The 20,319-nt window shown below is 60.7% G+C and carries 15 protein-coding genes, 1 tRNA gene and 1 pseudogene; 11 read left to right on the top strand and 6 right to left on the bottom strand.

Going from position 1 to position 20,319, the window contains the following annotated elements:
- Nucleotides 1-21: 21 nt before the first annotated feature.
- Nucleotides 22-591 carry a glycerol-3-phosphate 1-O-acyltransferase PlsY gene (plsY, locus tag HX786_RS06370; protein ID WP_003211009.1) on the top strand — a complete coding sequence of 190 codons (570 nt, stop codon included), beginning with the start codon at nucleotides 22-24 and terminating at the stop codon, nucleotides 589-591.
- Between the two features lie 33 nt (nucleotides 592-624).
- On the opposite strand, the gene tsaD is transcribed toward plsY, so the two are convergent.
- Complete coding sequence (gene tsaD, locus HX786_RS06375; protein ID WP_087694726.1) at nucleotides 625-1,650, bottom strand: tRNA (adenosine(37)-N6)-threonylcarbamoyltransferase complex transferase subunit TsaD; 1,026 nt, start codon at nucleotides 1,648-1,650, stop codon at nucleotides 625-627.
- Nucleotides 1,651-1,853: 203 nt separating this feature from the next.
- Between tsaD and rpsU the strand changes: the two genes are divergently transcribed.
- From rpsU to HX786_RS06405, 6 genes are all read left to right on the top strand, one after another.
- Entirely contained in the window at nucleotides 1,854-2,069 is a 216-nt protein-coding gene (gene rpsU, locus HX786_RS06380) for a 30S ribosomal protein S21 (protein WP_002551877.1), read from the top strand.
- A gap of 445 nt (nucleotides 2,070-2,514) precedes the next feature.
- A complete protein-coding gene (gene dnaG, locus HX786_RS06385) occupies nucleotides 2,515-4,476 on the top strand; it encodes a DNA primase (protein ID WP_003211012.1) in 1,962 nt (653 codons plus the stop codon).
- 67 nt (nucleotides 4,477-4,543) lie between these two features.
- Nucleotides 4,544-6,394, top strand: coding sequence for an RNA polymerase sigma factor RpoD (gene rpoD / locus HX786_RS06390; protein WP_003211014.1), 1,851 nt, complete (start codon nucleotides 4,544-4,546; stop codon nucleotides 6,392-6,394).
- Between the two features lie 120 nt (nucleotides 6,395-6,514).
- On the top strand, nucleotides 6,515-10,258 hold the full coding sequence (locus tag HX786_RS06395; protein WP_178911845.1) for a bifunctional diguanylate cyclase/phosphodiesterase: 3,744 nt from the start codon (nucleotides 6,515-6,517) through the stop codon (nucleotides 10,256-10,258).
- Between the two features lie 15 nt (nucleotides 10,259-10,273).
- A tRNA-Ile gene (locus tag HX786_RS06400) sits at nucleotides 10,274-10,350 on the top strand.
- Between the two features lie 147 nt (nucleotides 10,351-10,497).
- Entirely contained in the window at nucleotides 10,498-11,010 is a 513-nt protein-coding gene (locus HX786_RS06405; RefSeq protein ID WP_177050173.1) for a hypothetical protein, read from the top strand.
- A gap of 89 nt (nucleotides 11,011-11,099) precedes the next feature.
- Here the strand turns inward: HX786_RS06405 and HX786_RS06410 are convergent, their stop codons facing one another.
- The 4 genes and pseudogenes from HX786_RS06410 to HX786_RS06425 all read right to left on the bottom strand — a co-directional run bounded on the left by HX786_RS06410 (nucleotide 11,100) and on the right by HX786_RS06425 (nucleotide 13,613).
- Complete coding sequence (locus HX786_RS06410) at nucleotides 11,100-11,501, bottom strand: type II toxin-antitoxin system HicB family antitoxin (protein WP_003211020.1); 402 nt, start codon at nucleotides 11,499-11,501, stop codon at nucleotides 11,100-11,102.
- A 55-nt stretch (nucleotides 11,502-11,556) separates the two neighbouring features.
- Nucleotides 11,557-11,738: pseudogene (locus tag HX786_RS31840) on the bottom strand (type II toxin-antitoxin system HicA family toxin).
- A 185-nt stretch (nucleotides 11,739-11,923) separates the two neighbouring features.
- Nucleotides 11,924-13,177 carry an amidase gene (locus HX786_RS06420; RefSeq protein WP_178911846.1) on the bottom strand — a complete coding sequence of 418 codons (1,254 nt, stop codon included), beginning with the start codon at nucleotides 13,175-13,177 and terminating at the stop codon, nucleotides 11,924-11,926.
- A gap of 10 nt (nucleotides 13,178-13,187) precedes the next feature.
- Nucleotides 13,188-13,613, bottom strand: a complete 426-nt coding sequence (locus tag HX786_RS06425; protein WP_003211024.1) for a VOC family protein — start codon at nucleotides 13,611-13,613, stop codon at nucleotides 13,188-13,190.
- A 113-nt stretch (nucleotides 13,614-13,726) separates the two neighbouring features.
- On the opposite strand from HX786_RS06425, the gene HX786_RS06430 reads away from it, so the two are divergent.
- Nucleotides 13,727-14,593 (top strand): LysR family transcriptional regulator, encoded by an 867-nt coding sequence (locus tag HX786_RS06430; RefSeq protein WP_178911847.1) that lies wholly within the window; start codon nucleotides 13,727-13,729, stop codon nucleotides 14,591-14,593.
- A 41-nt stretch (nucleotides 14,594-14,634) separates the two neighbouring features.
- Here HX786_RS06430 and HX786_RS06435 read toward each other — a convergent pair whose 3' ends face one another.
- On the bottom strand, nucleotides 14,635-16,995 hold the full coding sequence (locus tag HX786_RS06435; RefSeq protein ID WP_008434394.1) for a glucose/quinate/shikimate family membrane-bound PQQ-dependent dehydrogenase: 2,361 nt from the start codon (nucleotides 16,993-16,995) through the stop codon (nucleotides 14,635-14,637).
- A gap of 161 nt (nucleotides 16,996-17,156) precedes the next feature.
- Here HX786_RS06435 and HX786_RS06440 point away from each other — a divergent pair, with 161 nt between their 5' ends.
- The 3 genes from HX786_RS06440 to HX786_RS06450 all read left to right on the top strand — a co-directional run bounded on the left by HX786_RS06440 (nucleotide 17,157) and on the right by HX786_RS06450 (nucleotide 20,294).
- Nucleotides 17,157-17,639, top strand: coding sequence for an Lrp/AsnC family transcriptional regulator (locus HX786_RS06440; protein ID WP_050543199.1), 483 nt, complete (start codon nucleotides 17,157-17,159; stop codon nucleotides 17,637-17,639).
- Nucleotides 17,640-17,806: 167 nt separating this feature from the next.
- A complete protein-coding gene (locus HX786_RS06445; RefSeq protein ID WP_178911878.1) occupies nucleotides 17,807-19,489 on the top strand; it encodes an NAD(P)/FAD-dependent oxidoreductase in 1,683 nt (560 codons plus the stop codon).
- Between the two features lie 10 nt (nucleotides 19,490-19,499).
- Complete coding sequence (locus HX786_RS06450; protein WP_178911848.1) at nucleotides 19,500-20,294, top strand: carbon-nitrogen hydrolase family protein; 795 nt, start codon at nucleotides 19,500-19,502, stop codon at nucleotides 20,292-20,294.
- The last annotated feature ends 25 nt before the right edge of the window (nucleotides 20,295-20,319 follow it).

Genomic DNA, 20,319 nt, shown 5'->3' on the forward strand with positions numbered 1-20,319 from the left:
TCCTCGCCCGGAATAGTTAGCATGTTTTGGTTACTGGCGACTCTCGCCTACCTGCTCGGCTCGCTGTCCTTCGCCATTTTGCTCAGCCGCCTGACGGGAAATCCCGACCCGCGAATGAGTGGCTCAGGCAATGCCGGCGCCACCAATATGTTGCGCCTGGCCGGCAAGAAACTCGCCGTACTCACGCTGTTCGGCGACGTCTGCAAGGGCCTGCTGCCGGTGCTGATCGCCGATCTCGCCGGGCTGTCGCTGCAACAGCAAGCCTGGATCGGCGTCTGCGCGGTGCTCGGCCACCTGTTCCCGCTGTACTTTCGCTTTCGCGGCGGCAAAGGCGTTGCGACGGCGGCCGGCATGCTGCTGGGGATCTACCCACCGGCGGCGCTGCTGGCCATCCTGGCCTGGCTGCTGACGTTCTACCTGACACGCACCAGCTCGCTGGCCGCCCTCATCGCCACGCCCCTGACCCTGCCGTTGCTGGCGTGGCAGGAACCGGAGGCGCTGGTGCCGATGAGCGTGCTCACGCTGCTGATCGTCTGGCGCCACCGGGGCAATTTACGCGACCTGTTTGCCGGGCGCGAACGGCATTTTTAAATACGCCCGGTGAACCCGGCTCACGTTCGCCCGTTACAGCGGCGGCAACTGCTCCATCGGCCAGCGCGCCTGCACGCTGATTGCCAGGCTTTCATGCTGCCCGGCCTGCAAACGCTGGCAACCGGCATAGGCGATCATCGCACCGTTATCGGTGCAGAATTCGGGACGCGCATAAAACACGTCGCCCTTCATGTCGCCGAGCATTTTCTCCAGGGAGCTGCGCAGCGCCTTGTTCGCGCTGACGCCGCCCGCGATCACCAGGCGCTTCATGCCCGCCTGCTTCAGGGCCCGCTTGCACTTGATGGTCAAAGTCTCCACCACGGCCTGCTGGAACGCCAGCGAGATGTCGCAACGGGCTTGCTCACTGTCGTCTCCGGCGCTGACGCTCTGCTGCCAGGTGTTCAGGGCAGAGGTTTTCAGGCCGCTGAAACTGAACATCAGGCCAGGGCGATCGCACATCGGGCGCGGGAAGGTATAGCGCCCCGGAACGCCTTTTTCTGCCAAGCGGGCGATTTCCGGGCCGCCCGGATAATTAAGGCCCATCATCTTCGCAGTCTTGTCGAAAGCTTCACCGGCAGCGTCGTCCAGGCTTTCGCCCAGCAGCGTGTATTGACCGATTCCGTCGACCTGAACCAGCTGCGTATGGCCGCCTGAAACCAACAAAGCGACGAACGGGAACGCTGGCGGGTTTTCTTCCAGCATCGGTGCCAGTAAATGGCCTTCCATGTGGTGCACACCAAGGGCCGGAATGCCCCAGGCAAATGCCAGCGCCTGGGCGCAAGAGGCCCCAACCAGCAGGGCTCCGACCAATCCGGGGCCTGCGGTATAGGCAATGGCGTCGATCTCGGTCGGCACGCAGCCGGCCTCGTCCAACACCTGCCGAATCAATGGCAGCATGCGTTTCACATGATCACGGCTGGCCAGCTCCGGCACCACGCCGCCATAGGCGCGATGCAGGTCGATCTGACTGAACAGTGCGTCGGCCAAAAGCCCGCGTTCACTGTCGTAAAGTGCGACACCGGTTTCGTCGCACGAGGTTTCTAATCCCAGAACTAGCATGGGTTTGCGCCTTGTAGAGGCTGAATTCGAAGGCGCGCATAATAGTCGCCACTCCCCCTCCCGACTAGCGGTTTTCGATCAGAGGCTTTGCATTCCGGGCAATGAGGGGTTAACATCCGCAACCCTTAAAAACCGACGACCTCAGCCGCGAATTTTTTGCGACGAGAACGTTGATTCCCGGTAATGAAAGAAGGTAGCTCTGGATGCCAGCCGTCAAAGTAAAAGAGAACGAACCCTTCGACGTAGCTCTGCGTCGTTTCAAGCGCTCCTGCGAAAAAGCCGGTGTTCTGGCTGAAGTTCGTAGCCGCGAATTTTACGAGAAGCCAACTTCTGAGCGTAAGCGTAAAGCAGCAGCCGCTGTTAAGCGTCACGCCAAGAAAGTTCAGCGCGAGCAGCGCCGCGCCGTTCGTCTGTACTAATACACAGACGTTCGTAGCAAGCTTCTGCCAAGCCCGGCCCTCAGCCGGGCTGTTGGCATTTGCGGATATCGCTTGATGCTTCACCGTTGACGCCGCACACGCGACTGAAACGAACTGCTTCACACGTCAGGACTGGCTCTTTTGCCAGCGGTGCACGTCTCTTCTGACGAGCCTAACAAGGCTACTGACGAGCACACTTATTTTTTAACAGGCGATCAACAGGTCGGCTGCGCCCACCGATGAGCTTCCGAGGCCCCCACATGGCCAAGACCGGACTCCCGGGCAACATTTCTACGCCGGGCACTGATCGGAACTAACGTCAGTGAATGTTCGGCAGATACACTTCCTGACAGACCAAGCAGACGACAGTAGATCGAGCCGCACAACACGCGCGCCTTGAGCACTTTGCGGGCCCTCTTTTACACGCAGTGATGACGAGAACGCCATGGCCGGGCTAATTCCCCAGAGCTTTATTGACGACCTTCTGAACCGCACCGACATCGTCGATGTTGTCAGCTCGCGCCTGCAGATGAAAAAGGCCGGCAAGAACTACACCGCCTGCTGCCCGTTCCACAAGGAAAAGACTCCGTCGTTCAGCGTCAGCCCCGACAAGCAGTTCTACTACTGCTTCGGCTGCGGCGCTGGCGGCAACGCCCTCGGCTTCATCATGGACCACGACAACCTGGACTTCCCCCAGGCCGTCGAGGAACTGGCGAAAGCCGCCGGCATGGAAATCCCCCGCGAAGAAAGTGGCCGCCCGCACAAACCGCGGCAACCCACCGATTCGCCGCTGTACCCGCTGCTTACCGCTGCTGCCGACTTTTACCGCCAGGCACTGAAAAGCCACCCGCAGCGCAAAGCCGCCGTCGATTACCTCAAGGGCCGCGGCCTGACCGGTGAAATCGCCCGCGACTTCGGCCTCGGCTTCGCCCCGCCGGGCTGGGACAACCTGTACAAGCACCTGAGCAGCGACACCCTGCAGCAAAAAGCCATGATCGACGCCGGCCTGTTGGTGGAAAACGCCGAGACCGGCAAGCGTTATGATCGTTTCCGCGACCGCGTGATGTTCCCGATCCGCGACAGCCGCGGCCGCATCATCGCGTTCGGCGGCCGGGTGCTGGGGGACGACAAGCCCAAATACCTGAACTCACCGGAAACCCCGGTGTTTCATAAAGGCCAGGAACTCTACGGCCTGTTTGAAGCGCGCAAGAACAATCGCAACCTCGACGAAATCATCGTGGTTGAAGGCTATATGGACGTGATTGCCCTGGCCCAGCAAGGTTTGCGCAACGCCGTGGCGACCCTGGGCACCGCGACCAGCGAAGAGCACTTGAAGCGCCTGTTTCGCGTAGTGCCCAACGTACTGTTCTGCTTCGACGGCGACCAGGCCGGCCGCAACGCAGCGTGGCGTGCCCTTGAGTCGACCCTGTCGAGCCTGCAGGACGGGCGGCGCGCACGCTTCCTGTTCCTGCCCGAAGGCGAAGACCCGGACACCCTGGTCCGCTCCGAAGGCACCGACGCGTTCCGCGCGCGCATCAACCAACACGCACAACCGCTGGCCGATTACTTTTTCCAGCAACTGACCGAAGAGTCCGACCCGCGCTCCCTCGAGGGCAAGGCCCACATGGTCACCCTCGCGGCACCGCTGATCGACAAGGTTCCGGGCGCCAACCTGCGCACCCTGATGCGCCAGCGCCTGCTGGAAATCACCGGCTTGAGTGGCGAGGCCGTCAGCCAGCTGGCCCGCAGCGCGCCGCAAGAGGCGCCGCCGGCCTACGACCCGGGCATGGATTACGACGCCATGCCGGACTACTCCGACTTCCACCAACCGCAGGAGGCCTACACGCCCCAGCAGGAGTGGACACCGAAGAAACCCGGCGCCGGCGGCAAGAAATGGGACAAGAAACCCTGGGACAAAAACGGCAAACGTGGCGGTGACCGTGACGAACCGCGCGGCCCACGCGTCCCAGCAGCAGTAGAGCCGCCCACCATGGCAGCCCTGCGTACACTTTTGCACCACCCGCAACTGGCACAAAAAGTCGAGGATGCGGGGCACTTTGCGGCCGAAGACCACACCAATACGCAACTGTTGGTGGCCCTGCTCGAAGCCGTACAGAAGAATCCTAAGCTAAACTCATTCCAGCTGATTGCACGCTGGCACGGCACCGAACAGGGCCGTTTGCTGAAGGCATTGGCAGAAAAGGAATGGCTGATTGATGGCGATAACCTTGAACAACAGTTTTTCGACACCATTACTAGCTTGGTAGCTCGTCAACGCGAGCGAAACCTGGAACAACTTCTTCGAAAAGCGCGTCAGAGTGAATTGACCGCCGAAGAGAAAAATCAACTGCGCGACCTTTTAAGTCGCAATGTTTCCGCATCAAACCCGACCTCAGCTGGCGTGTGAGGTCATAGCTCGGGTATAATCCTCGGCTTGTTTTTTGCCCGCCAAGACCTTCAGTGGATAGGGTGTTATGTCCGGAAAAGCGCAACAGCAGTCTCGTATCAAAGAGTTGATCACCCTTGGTCGTGAGCAGAAGTATCTGACTTACGCAGAGGTCAACGACCACCTGCCTGAGGATATTTCAGATCCAGAGCAGGTGGAAGACATCATCCGCATGATTAATGACATGGGGATCCCCGTACACGAGAGTGCTCCGGATGCGGACGCCCTTATGTTGGCCGACGCCGATACCGACGAGGCAGCCGCTGAAGAAGCAGCCGCCGCGTTGGCAGCGGTCGAGACCGACATCGGTCGCACGACTGACCCTGTGCGCATGTATATGCGCGAAATGGGTACGGTAGAGCTGCTGACACGTGAAGGCGAAATCGAAATCGCCAAGCGTATCGAAGAGGGCATCCGTGAAGTGATGGGCGCAATCGCGCACTTCCCAGGCACGGTTGACCACATTCTCTCCGAGTACACTCGCGTCACCACCGAAGGTGGCCGCCTGTCCGACGTCCTGAGCGGTTATATCGACCCGGACGACGGCATTGCGCCACCTGCGGCTGAAATTCCGCCACCGATCGATGCCAAGGCTGCGAAAGCAGACGACGACACCGACGACGACGAAGCTGAAGCCAGCACCGATGACGAAGAAGAAGTCGAAAGCGGTCCGGATCCGATCATCGCAGCCCAGCGCTTTGGCGCGGTCTCCGATCAGATGGAACTGGCTCGCAAGGCCCTGAAGAAGCACGGTCGCGGCAGCAAGCAGGCAACTGCTGAATTGCTGGCCCTGGCTGAACTCTTCATGCCGATCAAACTGGTACCGAAGCAATTCGAAGGCCTGGTTGAGCGGGTTCGTAGCGCCCTTGAGCGTCTGCGTGCACAAGAGCGTGCGATCATGCAGCTCTGTGTCCGTGATGCGCGCATGCCGCGTGCCGACTTCCTGCGCCAGTTCCCTGGCAACGAAGTCGACGAAAGCTGGACCGACGCACTGGCCAAAGGCAAAAGCAAATACGCTGAAGCCATTGGTCGCTTCCAGGCCGACATCGTTCGTTGCCAGCAGAAGCTGACTGCATTGCAGACTGAAACCGGTCTGACGATTGCCGAGATCAAGGACATCAACCGTCGCATGTCGATCGGTGAGGCCAAGGCCCGCCGCGCGAAGAAAGAGATGGTTGAAGCGAACTTGCGTCTGGTGATCTCCATCGCCAAGAAGTACACCAACCGTGGCCTGCAATTCCTCGATCTGATCCAGGAAGGCAACATCGGCTTGATGAAAGCGGTGGACAAGTTCGAATACCGTCGCGGCTACAAGTTCTCGACTTATGCCACCTGGTGGATCCGTCAGGCGATCACTCGCTCGATCGCCGACCAGGCCCGCACCATCCGTATTCCGGTGCACATGATCGAGACGATCAACAAGCTCAACCGTATTTCCCGGCAGATGTTGCAGGAAATGGGTCGCGAACCGACCCCGGAAGAGTTGGGCGAACGCATGGAAATGCCTGAGGATAAAATCCGCAAGGTATTGAAGATCGCTAAAGAGCCGATCTCCATGGAAACCCCGATCGGTGATGACGAAGACTCCCATCTGGGTGACTTCATCGAAGACTCGACCATGCAGTCGCCAATCGATGTTGCTACCGTTGAGAGCCTGAAAGAAGCGACTCGCGACGTACTGTCCGGCCTCACTGCCCGTGAAGCCAAGGTACTGCGCATGCGCTTCGGCATCGACATGAATACCGACCACACCCTTGAGGAGGTTGGTAAGCAGTTCGACGTTACCCGTGAGCGGATTCGTCAGATCGAAGCCAAGGCGCTGCGCAAGCTGCGCCACCCGACGAGAAGCGAGCATTTGCGCTCCTTCCTCGACGAGTGATCACAAAAACCCCGGCCCAGGCCGGGGTTTTTGCTTCTACAGATTAAATCCTCGCTGCCTCCCCTCCCCCGCAATGCCCGTCTACACTCGAAACATTCCCCGTGCCATAACGAGACCGTTATGCCCAGATTGCCGACCGTGTTACTGCTGTCGCTGCTGACCTGGACCGCAACGGCTGGCGCGTTGACTCTCACCGATGAAGAGCGTGGCTGGCTGGCGGACCACCAAGAGTTGCGCCTGGGCGTCGACGCCTCTTGGCCACCCTTTGAATACCGCGATGAAGACGGTCGCTACCAGGGCCTGGCCGCTGATTATGTGCGGCTGATGCAGGATCGCCTTGGCGTCAGGATAAAACTGATCGAGCCGGTGAACTGGAGTGCCGTGCTGGAACAGGCCCGCAACAACCAGCTCGACCTGCTGCCGGGCATCATGTCCACACCGGAACGCCAGGGTTTCCTGTCGTTTACCCGGCCTTATCTCGACTTCCCCATCGTCATCCTCGCCCACGAAGGCGGCCCGCAACCACGCAGCCTCAAAGACCTGTACGGGTTGAAGGTGGCCGTGGTGGAAAACTACGCGCCCCATGAACTGCTGCGCACTCACCACCCGGACCTCAACCTGGTGGCCATGCCCAATGTCAGCGCCACGTTGCAGGCCCTGGCCACCGACAAGGTCGACGCCGTAGTGGGCGATCTGGCGTCCAGCGTGTGGAGCCTGCGCCAACTCAAGCTGGAAGGCCTGTACATCAGCGGCGAAACGCCTTACCGCTATCAATTGGCCATGGGCGTACCCAAGGACGACAAGATGCTGGTGGGCATCCTCGATAAAGTCCTGGCCGACATCAGCCCGGCTGAGACCGAGGCCATCCAGCAGCGCTGGGTCGGCAACGTCATCGACCACCGCACGCTCTGGACGGATGTGCTGCTCTACGGGTTGCCTGCCGTGCTGTTGCTGAGCATCGTGCTGGCCGTGGTTATTCGGATCAATCGTCGGCTCAGCTCGGAAATTTCCCGCCGGGTCGCCCTCGAACAGGAACTGCGCAGCAGCGAATACCACTATCGCGGCCTGGTGGAGAGCCTTTCCGCGATCGCCTGGGAAGCCAGCATCAGCGATTTCACCTACAGCTACGTGTCGCCCCACGCCGAGGAACTGCTGGGTTACCCCCGTGCCCACTGGCTGATCCCGGGCTTCTGGCGCAACATCATCCACCCCGCGGACCTGACCCGCACCGAATCCTATTGCTACGCCGAAACCCGGGCCAACCGCGACCACAGTGTCGACTACCGGGTGATCACCGCCGATGGACGCTGCCTGTGGGTGCGGGACATCGTCAGCCTGATCGAACACGGCCACGAGCCCGTGCTGCGCGGCCTGATGATCGACATCAGCGAGGCCAAGCGCACCGAGGAAGCGTTGCAGCTTTCGGAACAGAAATTCGCCTCTGTGTTCCAGCAATGCCCGGACATCCTGGTCATCGCCCGGCTGTCGGACGGCTGCCTGATGGAGGTCAATAAGGCATTCGAAGACCAGATCGGCCTGAGCGCCGAAGCAGTCGTAGGAAAAACCGCCACTGAACTGAATATCTGGGGCATCCAGGGCGTAGGCCCCGGCCTGCTGCAACGGGTACAGACCACCAGCATCCGCAACCTGGAAATGCCCTTCCTGCGCAGCAACGGCCAGGCCTTCACCGGACTGATCTCCGCCGAACCCTTTCAACTGGATACCACCGAAGCCCTGGTCGTGGTGGTGCGTGACATCACCCAGCTGAAAGAAACCCAGCAGCGGCTGCAAACCTCCGAAGAGAAATTCGCCAAGGCCTTCCATGCCTCTCCCGACGGCCTGCTGTTGTCCCGCCAAAGCGACGGTTTGCTGATTGAGGTCAACGAAGGATTCAGCCGTATTACCGGCTTCAACAGCGTGATGTCGCTGGACCAGTCAACCCTGGACCTCGGGATCTGGGTCGACCTGAACGAACGCAAAGATATGTTGGAGCGACTGCAACGGGATGGATTTGTCCGCGACTTTGTCTGCCACATCCGCCGCAGCGACGGCGAAATTCGCCTGTGTGAAGTCTCCAGCCGCCCGCTGCCCATCGGCGACGACGACTGCATGCTGACCATCGCCCGGGACATCACCGAACGCCAACTGATGCAGGAAAAACTGCAACAGGCCGCCACCGTGTTCGAGAGCACGGCCGAAGGCGTACTGATCACCGACACCCGGCAAAATATCAGCGCCGTGAACCGCGCCTTCAGCGAGATCACCGGCTACAGCGAAGCCGAGGCCCTTGGCCAAACCCCGCGCCTGCTTGCCTCGGGCCTGCACGACAGCGCCTTCTACGCGGCCATGTGGCACCAACTGACGGCCAACGGCCACTGGCAAGGCGAGATCTCCAACCGGCGCAAGAACGGCGAGCTGTACCCCAGCTGGCTGACCATCAGCGCCGTGCGCAACCGCGAGGAGTCGATCACCCACTTCGTCGCCGTGTTTGCCGACATCTCCAGCCTCAAGCACGCCCAGGCGCGCCTCGATTACCAGGCCCACCACGACCCGCTGACCGGCCTGCCCAACCGCACCCTGTTTGAAAGCCGCCTGCAAGCCGCCCTCAACAACCAACAGGAAACCGGCAGCCAGGGCGCCGTGCTGTTCCTCGACCTCGACCGCTTCAAACACATCAACGACAGCCTCGGCCACCCGATTGGCGACCTGCTGCTCAAGGACATCGCCGTTCGCCTCAAGGACCAACTGCGAGACGTCGACACCGTCGCGCGCCTGGGTGGCGACGAATTCATCATCCTGCTGCCCGGCCTGCAACAAGCCAGCGACGCCGAACACCTGGCCAATAAGCTGCTGGCCTGCTTCACCCCACCGTTCCAGGCGGGCGAGCATGAGTTCTTCATCAGCGCCAGCATCGGCACCAGCCTGTACCCACGGGACGGCAACGACGTCGCCACCCTGGTCAAAAACGCTGACGCCGCCATGTACCGCTCCAAGGCCAAGGGCCGCAACCGCGTCGAAAGCTACACCCAGGACCTCACTGCGCAAGCCAACGAGCGCGTGGCCCTGGAACACGAACTGCGCCGAGCGATCGAGCGCAACGAATTGTCTCTCTATTACCAGCCGAAACTCAGCCTCGACACCCAACAACTGATCGGCGCCGAAGCCCTGATTCGCTGGCGCCACCCCACCTTCGGCGAAGTGCCGCCCGAGCACTTCATTGCCCTGGCCGAAGAGAACGGCATGATCCTGCAGATTGGCGACTGGGTACTGGAGCAGGCCTGCCGACAGATGCACGACTGGCGAGAAATTTTTGATGACTTCGGCCCGCTGTCCGTCAACCTCGCCGGCGCGCAACTGCGCCACCCCAACCTGCTGGCGCGCATCGAGCAACTGCTGCGGGACAACCGCCTGGAGCCTGGCTGCCTGCAACTGGAGATCACCGAAAACTTCATCATGAGCCAGGCCGAAGAAGCGCTGGAGGTGCTGCACCAGCTCAAGCATCTGGGCGTGCAACTGGCCATTGATGACTTCGGCACCGGCTATTCGTCCCTCAGCTACCTGAAACGCCTGCCGCTGGACTTCCTGAAGATCGACCAATCCTTCGTCCGTGGCCTGCCCGACGACCCACACGATGCGGCGATCGTGCGCGCCATCATCGCCCTTGGGCACAGCATGCAATTCACCATCATTGCCGAGGGCGTAGAAACGCCGGCCCAGCAAGCGTTTCTGGCGGCTGAAGGTTGTGAGCAGATGCAGGGCTACATCGTCAGCCTGCCGCTGCCGCCGGACCTTTTCGCCGCTACGTTCCTTCGTATGAGCGTTTCGGACTTTTCGGATGGCACAGCGAAGAAACCATCGCTATAATCCGCGGCCTACTGAGGGCCTATAGCTCAGTTGGTTAGAGCAGGGGACTCATAATCCCTTGGTCGTAGGTTCGAGTCCTACTGGGCCCACCATCTTGAAAGCCGCGCATTGCGCGGCTTTGTCGTTTCTGGCGCGCGTGAGTCGTGCAGCAATGAAACATTAGTTAGTTGTCCCGAACGGCTACGGCACTGACCATGATTCCCAGTCAACGCCAATTCAGCACGAGGGAAACTTGTTCCATGCATCAGCAAAAACGCTCGCCGCGCAACGCAATCCACGGCCTGGGCATACGTGCCACAGCCGCCGTCGCAATCACCCTCGCAACCTTGAGCGGCGCACAAGCCGCCCCCGCCGCCACTGACTCCATCAAGGCATTCAAGCTCTGCACCGGCGCCGACAACAATTCGCACGTACTGGAAGGCACCATCGACCAGAGCATGCGCAATGACGTGACCGCCATTCACTTCAAGCAAACGGCGGCGCATTCCTCGTATAGCTGGCATAACGACCCGGAGCCACAGTACGTCATGACGCTGTCCGGCACCCTGGCGTTCGTGACACGCGGCGGTGAGAAGTTCACGTTGCATCCGGGTGAAGTACTGATCGCCGAAGACAACACCGGCACCGGGCACCGCTGGAATCTGGTGGACGATCAACCGTGGCGGCGAGGGTACGTGGTGCTGAAGCCGGGCGCGCCGGATTCATTTATCCCGAACGATGCTGCCGCTGCGAAGGTGTGCAAGGGGTCGTAGTCTCGCTGATCACACCTCCTCGAATAAAAGAAAGACTTACGCTTTGCGGTGTAAGCCTTTTTTGTACTGCGTGCTCTACCGGCCCGTTATCAAACGGAAAGTTCGCGCAAAGCCGCCGTCGCCAGGAACCCAGAGCGCGAGGCATAGCGATGGTCTTTTTGCACTCGCTCATCGATACGATTCAAAAGTTGCTCAGGCAGTGAGGCGTTGAACCTGACTGACTTGCCCAGGTAAGGAGTGAGATCAAAGTCGATCACCGCCCACACGCCACCCGCAAAGTCCGGATTCTCCAAATGGACGTCGACCTCTCTAGCCTGAGGAAGCCGCTCCTCATCAGCAACCAATCCCTCGAGGTGCAGCGCTAAAGCTTCGCGGACATTATCCAGAGCTTCGGAAAAGGTTGTGCCCGCAGAAAAGCAACCTGGCACGTCCGGGACGGTCACGCTGTAATCTGAATCAGCGTCTTTGTGTATCACCACTGGAAATTTCATTTTTCCTCCTTTGAATGAGCCGCAGCGGGATCATTCACCACATAACCTACGGTCATCACTTCAGGCCTGCTGATTTCAAAATGCTGTGCAAGGTCCCCTTGGCTATCTCTGTTTAGGATGAGGAACCGTCACCCGGCCGGGCTTGGTTGAGTGCTTGAATTGATGGTGACTGCCTTTCGCCGCCACCTCAAACCATCCATCCGCCATCAGCAAGTCAATTACCTCTCTGCTTCTCATCGCGCCCGCTCCACAGTGTGTACCTTACACACCGAAGGTATCCTGCAGCATCTTTTATACACACAGGACACACCAATGAAAAAAGCCCGCTCATTTCTGAACGGGCTCATGCGAAGAATATGATGACGACGCCTATCGCCGCTTCGCCAGCGAACTAATGTCAGTTTTTGTGCCTTGACTGACTCTCAGCTTACCAACGCATTAACAATGACTTGCGCCGTACCTAGCAACGGCGCATCCCCTCTAAACGCCCCAATTACCTGCAACCCCACCGGCAACTCCCCTTCCCCACGCATCACCGGTACATTCACCTGCGGCAAGCCAAACGCGCCCCAGAACTTGATGAAGTCCGACGGGCCAGTGGTTTCCAACCCCACCGGCGCCAACATCCCGCAGGAAACACTCAACATCGCATCAAACGGCTGGCAGATTTGCGCAAGCTGCGGGGCCAGTTGTACCAAGCGGGCCTTGGCTGCCGACTCCTGCTCCCAACTCGTCGCCTGGGCACGCTCGATCATGGCCAACGTCGAGTCGCTGAGTAGTTCGGGATGAGACTGAAACTCCTTGGCCAATGAACGGGCACCTTCGCAATCGTTGATCAACTGGTGATCGTCGAATACTCCGTCGAACGCCTCGGGCAACACGACTTCACTGACAAGAGGCCCCAACCTGGCTATCGCTAGCTCAATCGCCTGGGCCACCACCGGCTGCACATCCGACCAGCGAGAAGTACGGCAGAAACCAAGCCGCAAAGGCCGACGACCGACCTCAACAGCCGGAAACCCTCGAATCAACACCTGCGCCACCCGCTCAAGATCACGCACCGAGCGCCCATACCAACCCACCGTATCGAAGCTCGGCGCCAGGGGTTTCACGCCTTCCAGCGAGACCAGTCCAAACGACGGTTTGAAGGCAAACAACCCGCAATAAGCCGCAGGCTTGAGCAGCGACCCGGCCGTCTGGGTACCCAACGCCAACGGGAAAAACCCGGCCGCCATCCCCGCCGCGGAACCCGCGCTGGAGCTACCCGGCGTGCGGGACAGATCGAGCGGATTACGCGTCGGCCCTGTGTGCATGTAGGCAAATTCGGTGGTGTGGGTCTTGCCCATGATGATCGCGCCCGCCTGTCGTAGCAGCGTCACCACATGGGCATCCCGCGATGGACGATTACCCAGGTAAATCGGCGAATAGAATTCCGTTGGGTGGTCGGCGGTATCAAAGATGTCCTTGACCCCCACGGGCAAGCCCGCCAGCGGACCGGAACAGCCTTCAAGCTGCAACGCCTGCTCGCGCACCGCCTCAGCGTCGAAGGATACAAACGCCTGGATATCTGGTTCGTCGACACCTATGCGCGCAAGAAAGTGTTCAGCAACCAAAGCCGGCGTAATCGCCCCCGAACCCACCGCCTCGGCGATGCCCGTTGCATCCAGGCCATTCATCAAAGCGCCCTCACTTGGCAAACAACTGCCCAATGTCCTTGAACGCCTTGAACTCCAACGCGTTGCCGCACGGGTCAAACAGGAACAACGTCGCCTGCTCGCCCACCTGGCCTTTGAAACGAATATGCGGTTCCAACACAAACTGGGTATTGCGCGCCTGCAAACGCTCCGCCAACGCATGCCAATCATCCCAACTCAACACCACGCCAAAATGCGGCACCGGCACGTCGTGGCCGTCCACTGCATTGGTGTGCGCCGCCTCTTGAGAAGCGGTTTTCGGGTGCTCATGAATCACCAATTGATGCCCGAAGAAGTCGAAGTCGACCCAGTGATCACTGGCACGTCCCTCCTCCAACCCAAACACCTCGCCATAAAACTGCCGCGCAGCCGCCAGGTCGAATACCGGAATTGCCAGGTGAAAAGGAGCCAGTGCCATCAGGTCTAACCTCTATGGGTATTAAGTCCTTGCGAGTCTAGCCTTGCCGTAACCGATGGAAAGACGATAATTTTCGCAGCGAGCTCAAATTATTTTGATCAATCGAGACGCCCATGCTGCGGGAACTGAAAACCTTTATCGCCGTTACCCGCCATGGCACGTTCGCCGCAGCGGGCATGCATATCGGGCTGACGCAATCGGCGGTGAGTGCGCAGATCCGTCAGTTGGAGCAGGTGCTCGGCGTGCAGTTGTTCGACCGAACCGGGCGCCAGGCCACGCTGAACGCGGCGGGGATCCGCGCGCTGCCGCTGGCCAGGGAGATTCTCGAGACGTTCAACCGCATGGCTGTGCCGGTGGATGCCAATGAGTACAGGGGCGAGTTGAAGGTCGGCGCCATCACCACCGCCCAGACCGGCCTGCTGCCCCAGGCCCTGGTGCGTTTGCGCCAGGCGGCGCCGACGGTGGAGTGCAAGTTGGTGCCGGGAGTTTCCCTGGAGCTGCTCAGCCAGGTGGATGCAGGCGAACTCGACTCGGCGATCATCATTCGCCCACCCTTTGACTTGCCCAAGGAACTGCACGTGCAACTGCTGCGCAGGGAGCCGTTTGTGTTGATCGCGCCGCTGACGGTCGAGGGGGATGACCCGCTGCAACTGCTCGCCGCTCATCCTCACGTGCGCTACGACCGGGCTTCGTTTGGCGGGCGGCTGGTCAGTCGCTTTCTGCGGGATCAGCGGCTGGACGTGCAAGTGGCGCTGGAACTGGACGAGATCGAGGCGCTGGTCAAAATGGTCGAATGCGGCCTGGGCGTTTCACTGGTTCCCCACGCCGGACTATGGCTGGACCGATCCCCGCAGGTGCGTGTCATCCCGCTGGGCGAGCTGACCTTTAACCGGGAAATCATCTTGCTGAGCCGCTACAGCCAGCGCAACCTTCCGGTGCCACAACTCTTTGCCCGATGCCTGCTGGCTGACGTGATCTGAGACGCAAAAAAAGCCGCACATCCGTGCGGCTTTCTCAGGCCCTATTTCTTGGGCAACGCGTAGGCAATCACATAGTCCCCACGGTCCGGCGACTGTCGCGCGCCGCCGGCGGTTAGCACGATGTACTGCGTGCCAGTCTTGGGCGAGACATAGGTCATCGGTCCCGATTGGCTACCCACCGGCAGACGGGACTTCCAGATCTCGTTACCGTTGCCGGTATCGAAGGCGCGCAGGTAGAAGTCCTGGGTGCCGGCGAAAAACAGCAAGCCGGACTGCGTGGCCAGAGACGCGCCAAGAGTCGGCATGCCAATCGGAATCGGCATGTGCATGCGGATACCCAGCGGGCCGGTGTCTTCAACCGTGCCCACCGGCACTTGCCACATCAGCTTGTGGGTTTTCAGGTCGATGGCCGACAGGGTGCCGAACGGCGGCTTCTGACACGGAATGCCCGCCGCCGAGAGGAAGCGCTCGCGCATTGCACCGAATGGCGTACCTTCTTGCGGCACCACGCCCATTTCGATGCCACTGGCACCGGCGGCGATCTTGTCGCGCGGGATCATGTAGTTGGCCAAACCCAGGCGCATGTCGTTGACGAACATGTAGTGGGTGTTCGGGTCCACCGACACACTGCCCCAGTTCATACCCCCCAGCGAACCCGGGAATTGTAGCGCGCGGTCCAGGCCTGGTGGCGTATAGACGCCCTGATGACGCATGCCCTTGAACTGGATGCGGCACATCAACTGGTCAAACGGCGTGGCGCCCCACATGTCGGATTCGGTCAGTTGCTGATTGCCGATCGAAGGCATGTCCACCGAGAACGGCTGGGTCGGCGAATAACGTTCGCCGGGCACATTGCCCTGGGGCACCGGACGCTCTTCGACCCGGGCGATGGGCACGCCGGTTGCGCGGTTGAGCAGGAAGATTTCACCTTGCTTGGTGACTTGGGCCAGTGCCGGTTGCACGCCGCCGTTGCCATCCGGAATGTCGTAGAGCAGCGGCTGTGCCGGCAGGTCGAAGTCCCACAGGTCGTGGTGAGTGGTCTGGAAGTGCCAGCGCACTTGGCCGGTCTTCACGTCGATGGCGACGATGGAGGAGCTCCACTTGTCGTCATAGGCGGTACGTTCACCGGCGAAGAAGTCCGGGGTGGCGTTACCGGTGGGCAGGTAGACCAGGCCGAGCTTGGCGTCGTAGGACATGGCCGACCATACGTTCGGCGTGCCCCGGGTGTAGGTCTCTCCTGCAGGTGGGCGTTTGGTGGTGTTCGGGTTGCCCGGATCCCAGGCCCACACCAGTTCGCCGCTGTGCACGTCAAAGGCGCGCACCACGCCTGGCGGTTCACCGGTGGAGAAGTTGTCCGCCACACGCCCGCCCACGATCACCACATCGCCCGCCACCAGTGGCGTCGAGGTTTGCTGGTAATAACCGGGCTTCACTTCGCCCATGTCGGTCTTCAGGTCGACGGTGCCGTGGTCGCCGAAGTCTTCGCAAGGCGCGCCGGTTTCAGCATTGATCGCAATCAACCGGGCATCGCCGGTCGGCAGAAACAGACGTTTCACACAGGCTTTGGCGCCGGCGGGTTGCTCGCTGGCACTGCTGTCGAAATACCCCAGGCCACGGCAACGCTGCCAGTTGGGGCCGCTGCCCTGGGGATCGAATTTCCAGCGTTGGGCACCGGTATCGGCATCCAGGGAAAACACTTTGCCGTAGGCGGTGCACACGTAAACGCTGTCACCGATCTGCAGCGGGGTGTTCTGGTCTTCGGCACCGGCGCCATTGCTCTCGGGGATGTCGCCGGTGTGGAAGGTCCAGGCCACCTGCAACTTGTCGATGTTGCCTTTGTTGATCTGGTCCAGCGCGGCAAACCGATTGCCGGCGGTGGTGTTGCCCCAGTGGGCCCAGTCTTTTTGCTCGGTGCCCGGCGTTACCGCAGTCACCGCAGGCTCACTGCTGGCCTTGACCACGTGGGTCGGTACAAACATGTACGCCAGGGTGGCGACCACGCCCAGGCCCAGCAGCCCGGCAACGCCATAGGCGCCGCGCCCGGGTGTCGATCCGGAAGCGCGGGCGAGCTGTGGATAAATCAGCGCGACTACCAGGCCGATGACGGCGAAGGTCAGGACTCGCGAAACCAACGGCCAGTATTCCAGACCGGTATCCCACACCGCCCAGATCGCAGTCAGCACCAATGCCACGGCGTACAGCCATGCGCCCTGAGGCCGGCGCTTGGCGATCAGCACACCAGAGACCAGCATCGCCAGGCCCATCAGCAGGAAATACCAACTGCCGCCCAGCACTACGAGGTAACCGCCACCGCCTGCCAAACCCAGGCCGATCAAGGCGATCAGCAGGCCCAGCCCAACCAGCAACCATCTGCTGCCGGTGGCAGCCCCAAAGTTATTCATCGCGCAAACGTCCTTCCTGTATACCTAACGCAAAATAATGTACCAAACAGTTACTTTTCACAATCTGGCACAAAATAATGTGTTCGATCAGCGGCGAAAATAAATTCCCGGCGGGGCGGGCAGTATCGCCAGGACCGAGCCTGTAACATGCTCGCCCATTGATGCCCGCGCCGGAGAACACCTTGCCCGCCTCTCACCCTCCCGTCCTCGATGAAATCGATCGCCAGTTGATCGCCGCCTTGCAGATCAACGCGCGTGAAAGCGTGGCCATGCTTGCCCGGCAACTGGGCATCGCGCGCACCACCGTCACCTCGCGCCTGGCGCGCCTGGAAAAAACCCAGGTGATTACCGGCTATGGCGTGCGCCTCAGCCAGCGGGTGGTGGATGGTGGTTTGCAGGCCTACGTGGGGATCACCGTGCAACCGCGCTCCGGCAAGGAAGTGCTGCGCCGGATCAGTGCCATGGCGCAGGTTCAGCAGTTATGTGCGGTAAGCGGCGAGTTCGATTACGTGGCCTGGCTACGCACCGATTCGCCGGAACAGCTGGATCAACTGCTGGACCAGATCGGCAGCGTCGATGGCGTGGAGAAGACCACCACCTCGATCATCCTCAGTAACAAACTGGATCGCGGCCAACCAATCTGACCAGCAAGATCGTCACTCTGACTAAAAACAATTCAATCCGACGACACATTGCGTCTTATTAACGAACGCTACGCTCCCTAGAATGGCTGCCATCTTTTCCTATACTCAGCGGGTCGCGCCCCGCCGAGCCGCCAGCAAGGTCAGCCATGAGCATTCCTTCCAGCACCATCAGCAAGACCAATCGCCACCCGGCAAACGGCAAAAAGCCCATCACTATCTTTGGCCCGGACTTCCCGTTTGCCTTTGATGACTGGATCGAACACCCGTCGGGCCTGGGCAGCATTCCGGCGGCCAACCACGGCGCCGAAGTGGCGATCGTCGGCGCCGGGATTGCCGGGCTGGTAGCCGCCTATGAGCTGATGAAGCTGGGCCTTAAACCCGTGGTGTATGAAGCCTCGAAAATGGGTGGCCGCCTGCGCTCCCAGGCGTTTGAAGGCGCCGAAGGCATCATTGCGGAACTGGGTGGCATGCGCTTCCCGGTGTCCTCCACCGCGTTCTACCACTATGTGGACAAGCTCGGGCTGGAGACCAAACCCTTCCCCAACCCGCTGACGCCGGCTTCCGGCAGCACGGTCATCGACCTCGAAGGCCAGACGCACTACGCACAGAAACTCGCTGACCTTCCTGCACTGTTCCAGGAAGTGGCTGACGCCTGGGCCGACGCCCTGGAAGCCGGCTCGCAGTTCGCCGATATCCAGCAAGCCATCCGCGACCGTGACGTACCGCGCCTGAAAGAGCTGTGGAATACGCTGGTTCCGTTGTGGGACGACCGCACCTTCTACGACTTCGTGGCGACCTCCAAAGCGTTCGCCAAGTTGTCCTTTCATCACCGCGAAGTGTTCGGCCAGGTCGGTTTCGGCACCGGCGGCTGGGACTCGGACTTCCCCAACTCGATGCTGGAAATCTTCCGCGTGGTGATGACCAACTGCGACGATCACCAGCATCTGGTAGTCGGCGGCGTCGCCCAAGTGCCCATGGGCATCTGGCGCCATGTGCCGGAGCGTTGCGCCCACTGGCCCGAAGGCACCAGCCTCAGTTCCCTGCACAACGGTGCGCCACGGGCCGGGGTCAAGCGCATTGCCCACGCCCCGGACGGCCGTTTCGCCGTCACCGACAACTACGGTGACACCCGCGAATACGCCGCCGTGCTGACCACCTGCCAGAGCTGGCTGCTGACCACCCAGATCGAGTGCGACGAAACCCTGTTCTCGCAAAAGATGTGGATGGCCCTGGACCGCACCCGCTACATGCAGTCGTCGAAGACCTTCGTGATGGTCGACCGGCCATTCTGGAAGGACAAGGATCCGGAAACCGGCCGCGACCTGATGAGCATGACGCTGACGGATCGCCTGACCCGCGGCACCTATCTGTTCGACAACGGCGACGACAAGCCGGGGGTGATTTGCCTGTCCTATTCCTGGATGAGCGATGCGCTGAAAATGCTTCCGCAACCCATCGAGAAACGCGTGAAGCTGGCTCTGGATGCGCTGAAGAAGATCTACCCGAAAGTCGACATCGCCGCGCGGATCATCGGCGATCCGATCACCGTGTCATGGGAAGCCGACCCGCATTTCCTCGGTGCTTTCAAAGGCGCACTTCCCGGCCACTATCGCTATAACCAGCGGATGTACGCGCACTTCATACAGAAGGACATGCCGGCGGAGCAACGCGGTATTTTCATTGCCGGTGACGACGTGTCCTGGACCCCGGCGTGGGTTGAAGGCGCCGTGCAAACCTCGCTGAACGCGGTGTGGGGCATCATGACTCACTTCGGTGGCAGCACTCACCCGCAGAACCCGGGGCCGGGGGATGTGTTCGACGAGATCGGGCCAATCGCACTGCCCGAGTAAGGAGTTGCCCATGCGTGTTGCCCTGTATCAATGCCCGCCTTTGCCGCTGGACGTGGCCGGTAATCTCAAGCGCCTGCATCAGTTGGCGCAAGAGGCCAATGACGCCGACCTGCTGGTACTGCCGGAGATGTTTCTCACCGGCTATAACATCGGCGTGGAAGCGGTCGGCGCCTTGGCTGAAACCCAGGACGGTCCCGCTGCCCAATCCATCGCCGCGCTGGCGAGAAACTCGGGCGTGGCGATCCTCTATGGCTATCCGGAACGCGGTGCAGACGGGCAGATCTACAACGCCGTGCAGTTGATAGACGCCAACGGCCAACGCCTGTGCAACTACCGCAAGACCCACCTGTTTGGCGACCTCGACAACTCGATGTTCAGCGCCGGGGACGATGATTTTCCGCTGGTGGAATTGAACGGCTGGAAGCTGGGTTTCCTGATTTGCTATGACCTGGAATTCCCGGAGAACACCCGGCGCCTGGCGCTGGCCGGGGCGGAGTTGATCCTGGTGCCGACGGCCAATATGGTGCCCTTCGATTTCGTCGCCGATGTGACCGTGCGGGCGCGGGCGTTTGAAAACCAGTGTTATGTGGCCTACGCCAATTACTGCGGGCAGGAAGGCGAGATCCAGTATTGCGGGCAAAGCAGCATCGCCGCACCGGATGGCCAGCGGATTGCCCAGGCAGGTCTGGATGAAGCGCTGATCGTGGGCACACTCGATCGGCAGTTGATGGTCGACTCACGCGCGGCCAATCGCTACCTGCTGGACCGTCGTCCCGAGCTTTATGGGGCGTTGCACAAGCACTGATCCCGGCTGCTTTGCGCTAGCATAG

This window comes from Pseudomonas sp. 21615526 (genome assembly GCF_013386245.1).
Classification (GTDB): domain Bacteria; phylum Pseudomonadota; class Gammaproteobacteria; order Pseudomonadales; family Pseudomonadaceae; genus Aquipseudomonas.

Bases quoted from the DNA above. Each gene is read 5' to 3' on its own strand.
- HX786_RS06425 (WP_003211024.1), bottom strand. From the start codon at position 13,613: ATGGCACTGGCTCCTTTTCACCTGGCAATTCCGGTATTCGACCTGGCG.
- plsY (WP_003211009.1), top strand. From the start codon at position 22: ATGTTTTGGTTACTGGCGACTCTCGCCTACCTGCTCGGCTCGCTGTCC.
- HX786_RS06395 (WP_178911845.1), top strand. From the start codon at position 6,515: ATGCCCAGATTGCCGACCGTGTTACTGCTGTCGCTGCTGACCTGGACC.
- HX786_RS06430 (WP_178911847.1), top strand. From the start codon at position 13,727: ATGCTGCGGGAACTGAAAACCTTTATCGCCGTTACCCGCCATGGCACG.
- rpsU (WP_002551877.1), top strand. From the start codon at position 1,854: ATGCCAGCCGTCAAAGTAAAAGAGAACGAACCCTTCGACGTAGCTCTG.
- tsaD (WP_087694726.1), bottom strand. From the start codon at position 1,650: ATGCTAGTTCTGGGATTAGAAACCTCGTGCGACGAAACCGGTGTCGCA.
- HX786_RS06435 (WP_008434394.1), bottom strand. From the start codon at position 16,995: ATGAATAACTTTGGGGCTGCCACCGGCAGCAGATGGTTGCTGGTTGGG.
- HX786_RS06420 (WP_178911846.1), bottom strand. From the start codon at position 13,177: ATGAATGGCCTGGATGCAACGGGCATCGCCGAGGCGGTGGGTTCGGGG.
- HX786_RS06450 (WP_178911848.1), top strand. From the start codon at position 19,500: ATGCGTGTTGCCCTGTATCAATGCCCGCCTTTGCCGCTGGACGTGGCC.
- dnaG (WP_003211012.1), top strand. From the start codon at position 2,515: ATGGCCGGGCTAATTCCCCAGAGCTTTATTGACGACCTTCTGAACCGC.
- HX786_RS06405 (WP_177050173.1), top strand. From the start codon at position 10,498: ATGCATCAGCAAAAACGCTCGCCGCGCAACGCAATCCACGGCCTGGGC.
- HX786_RS06410 (WP_003211020.1), bottom strand. From the start codon at position 11,501: ATGAAATTTCCAGTGGTGATACACAAAGACGCTGATTCAGATTACAGC.
- rpoD (WP_003211014.1), top strand. From the start codon at position 4,544: ATGTCCGGAAAAGCGCAACAGCAGTCTCGTATCAAAGAGTTGATCACC.
- HX786_RS06440 (WP_050543199.1), top strand. From the start codon at position 17,157: ATGCCCGCGCCGGAGAACACCTTGCCCGCCTCTCACCCTCCCGTCCTC.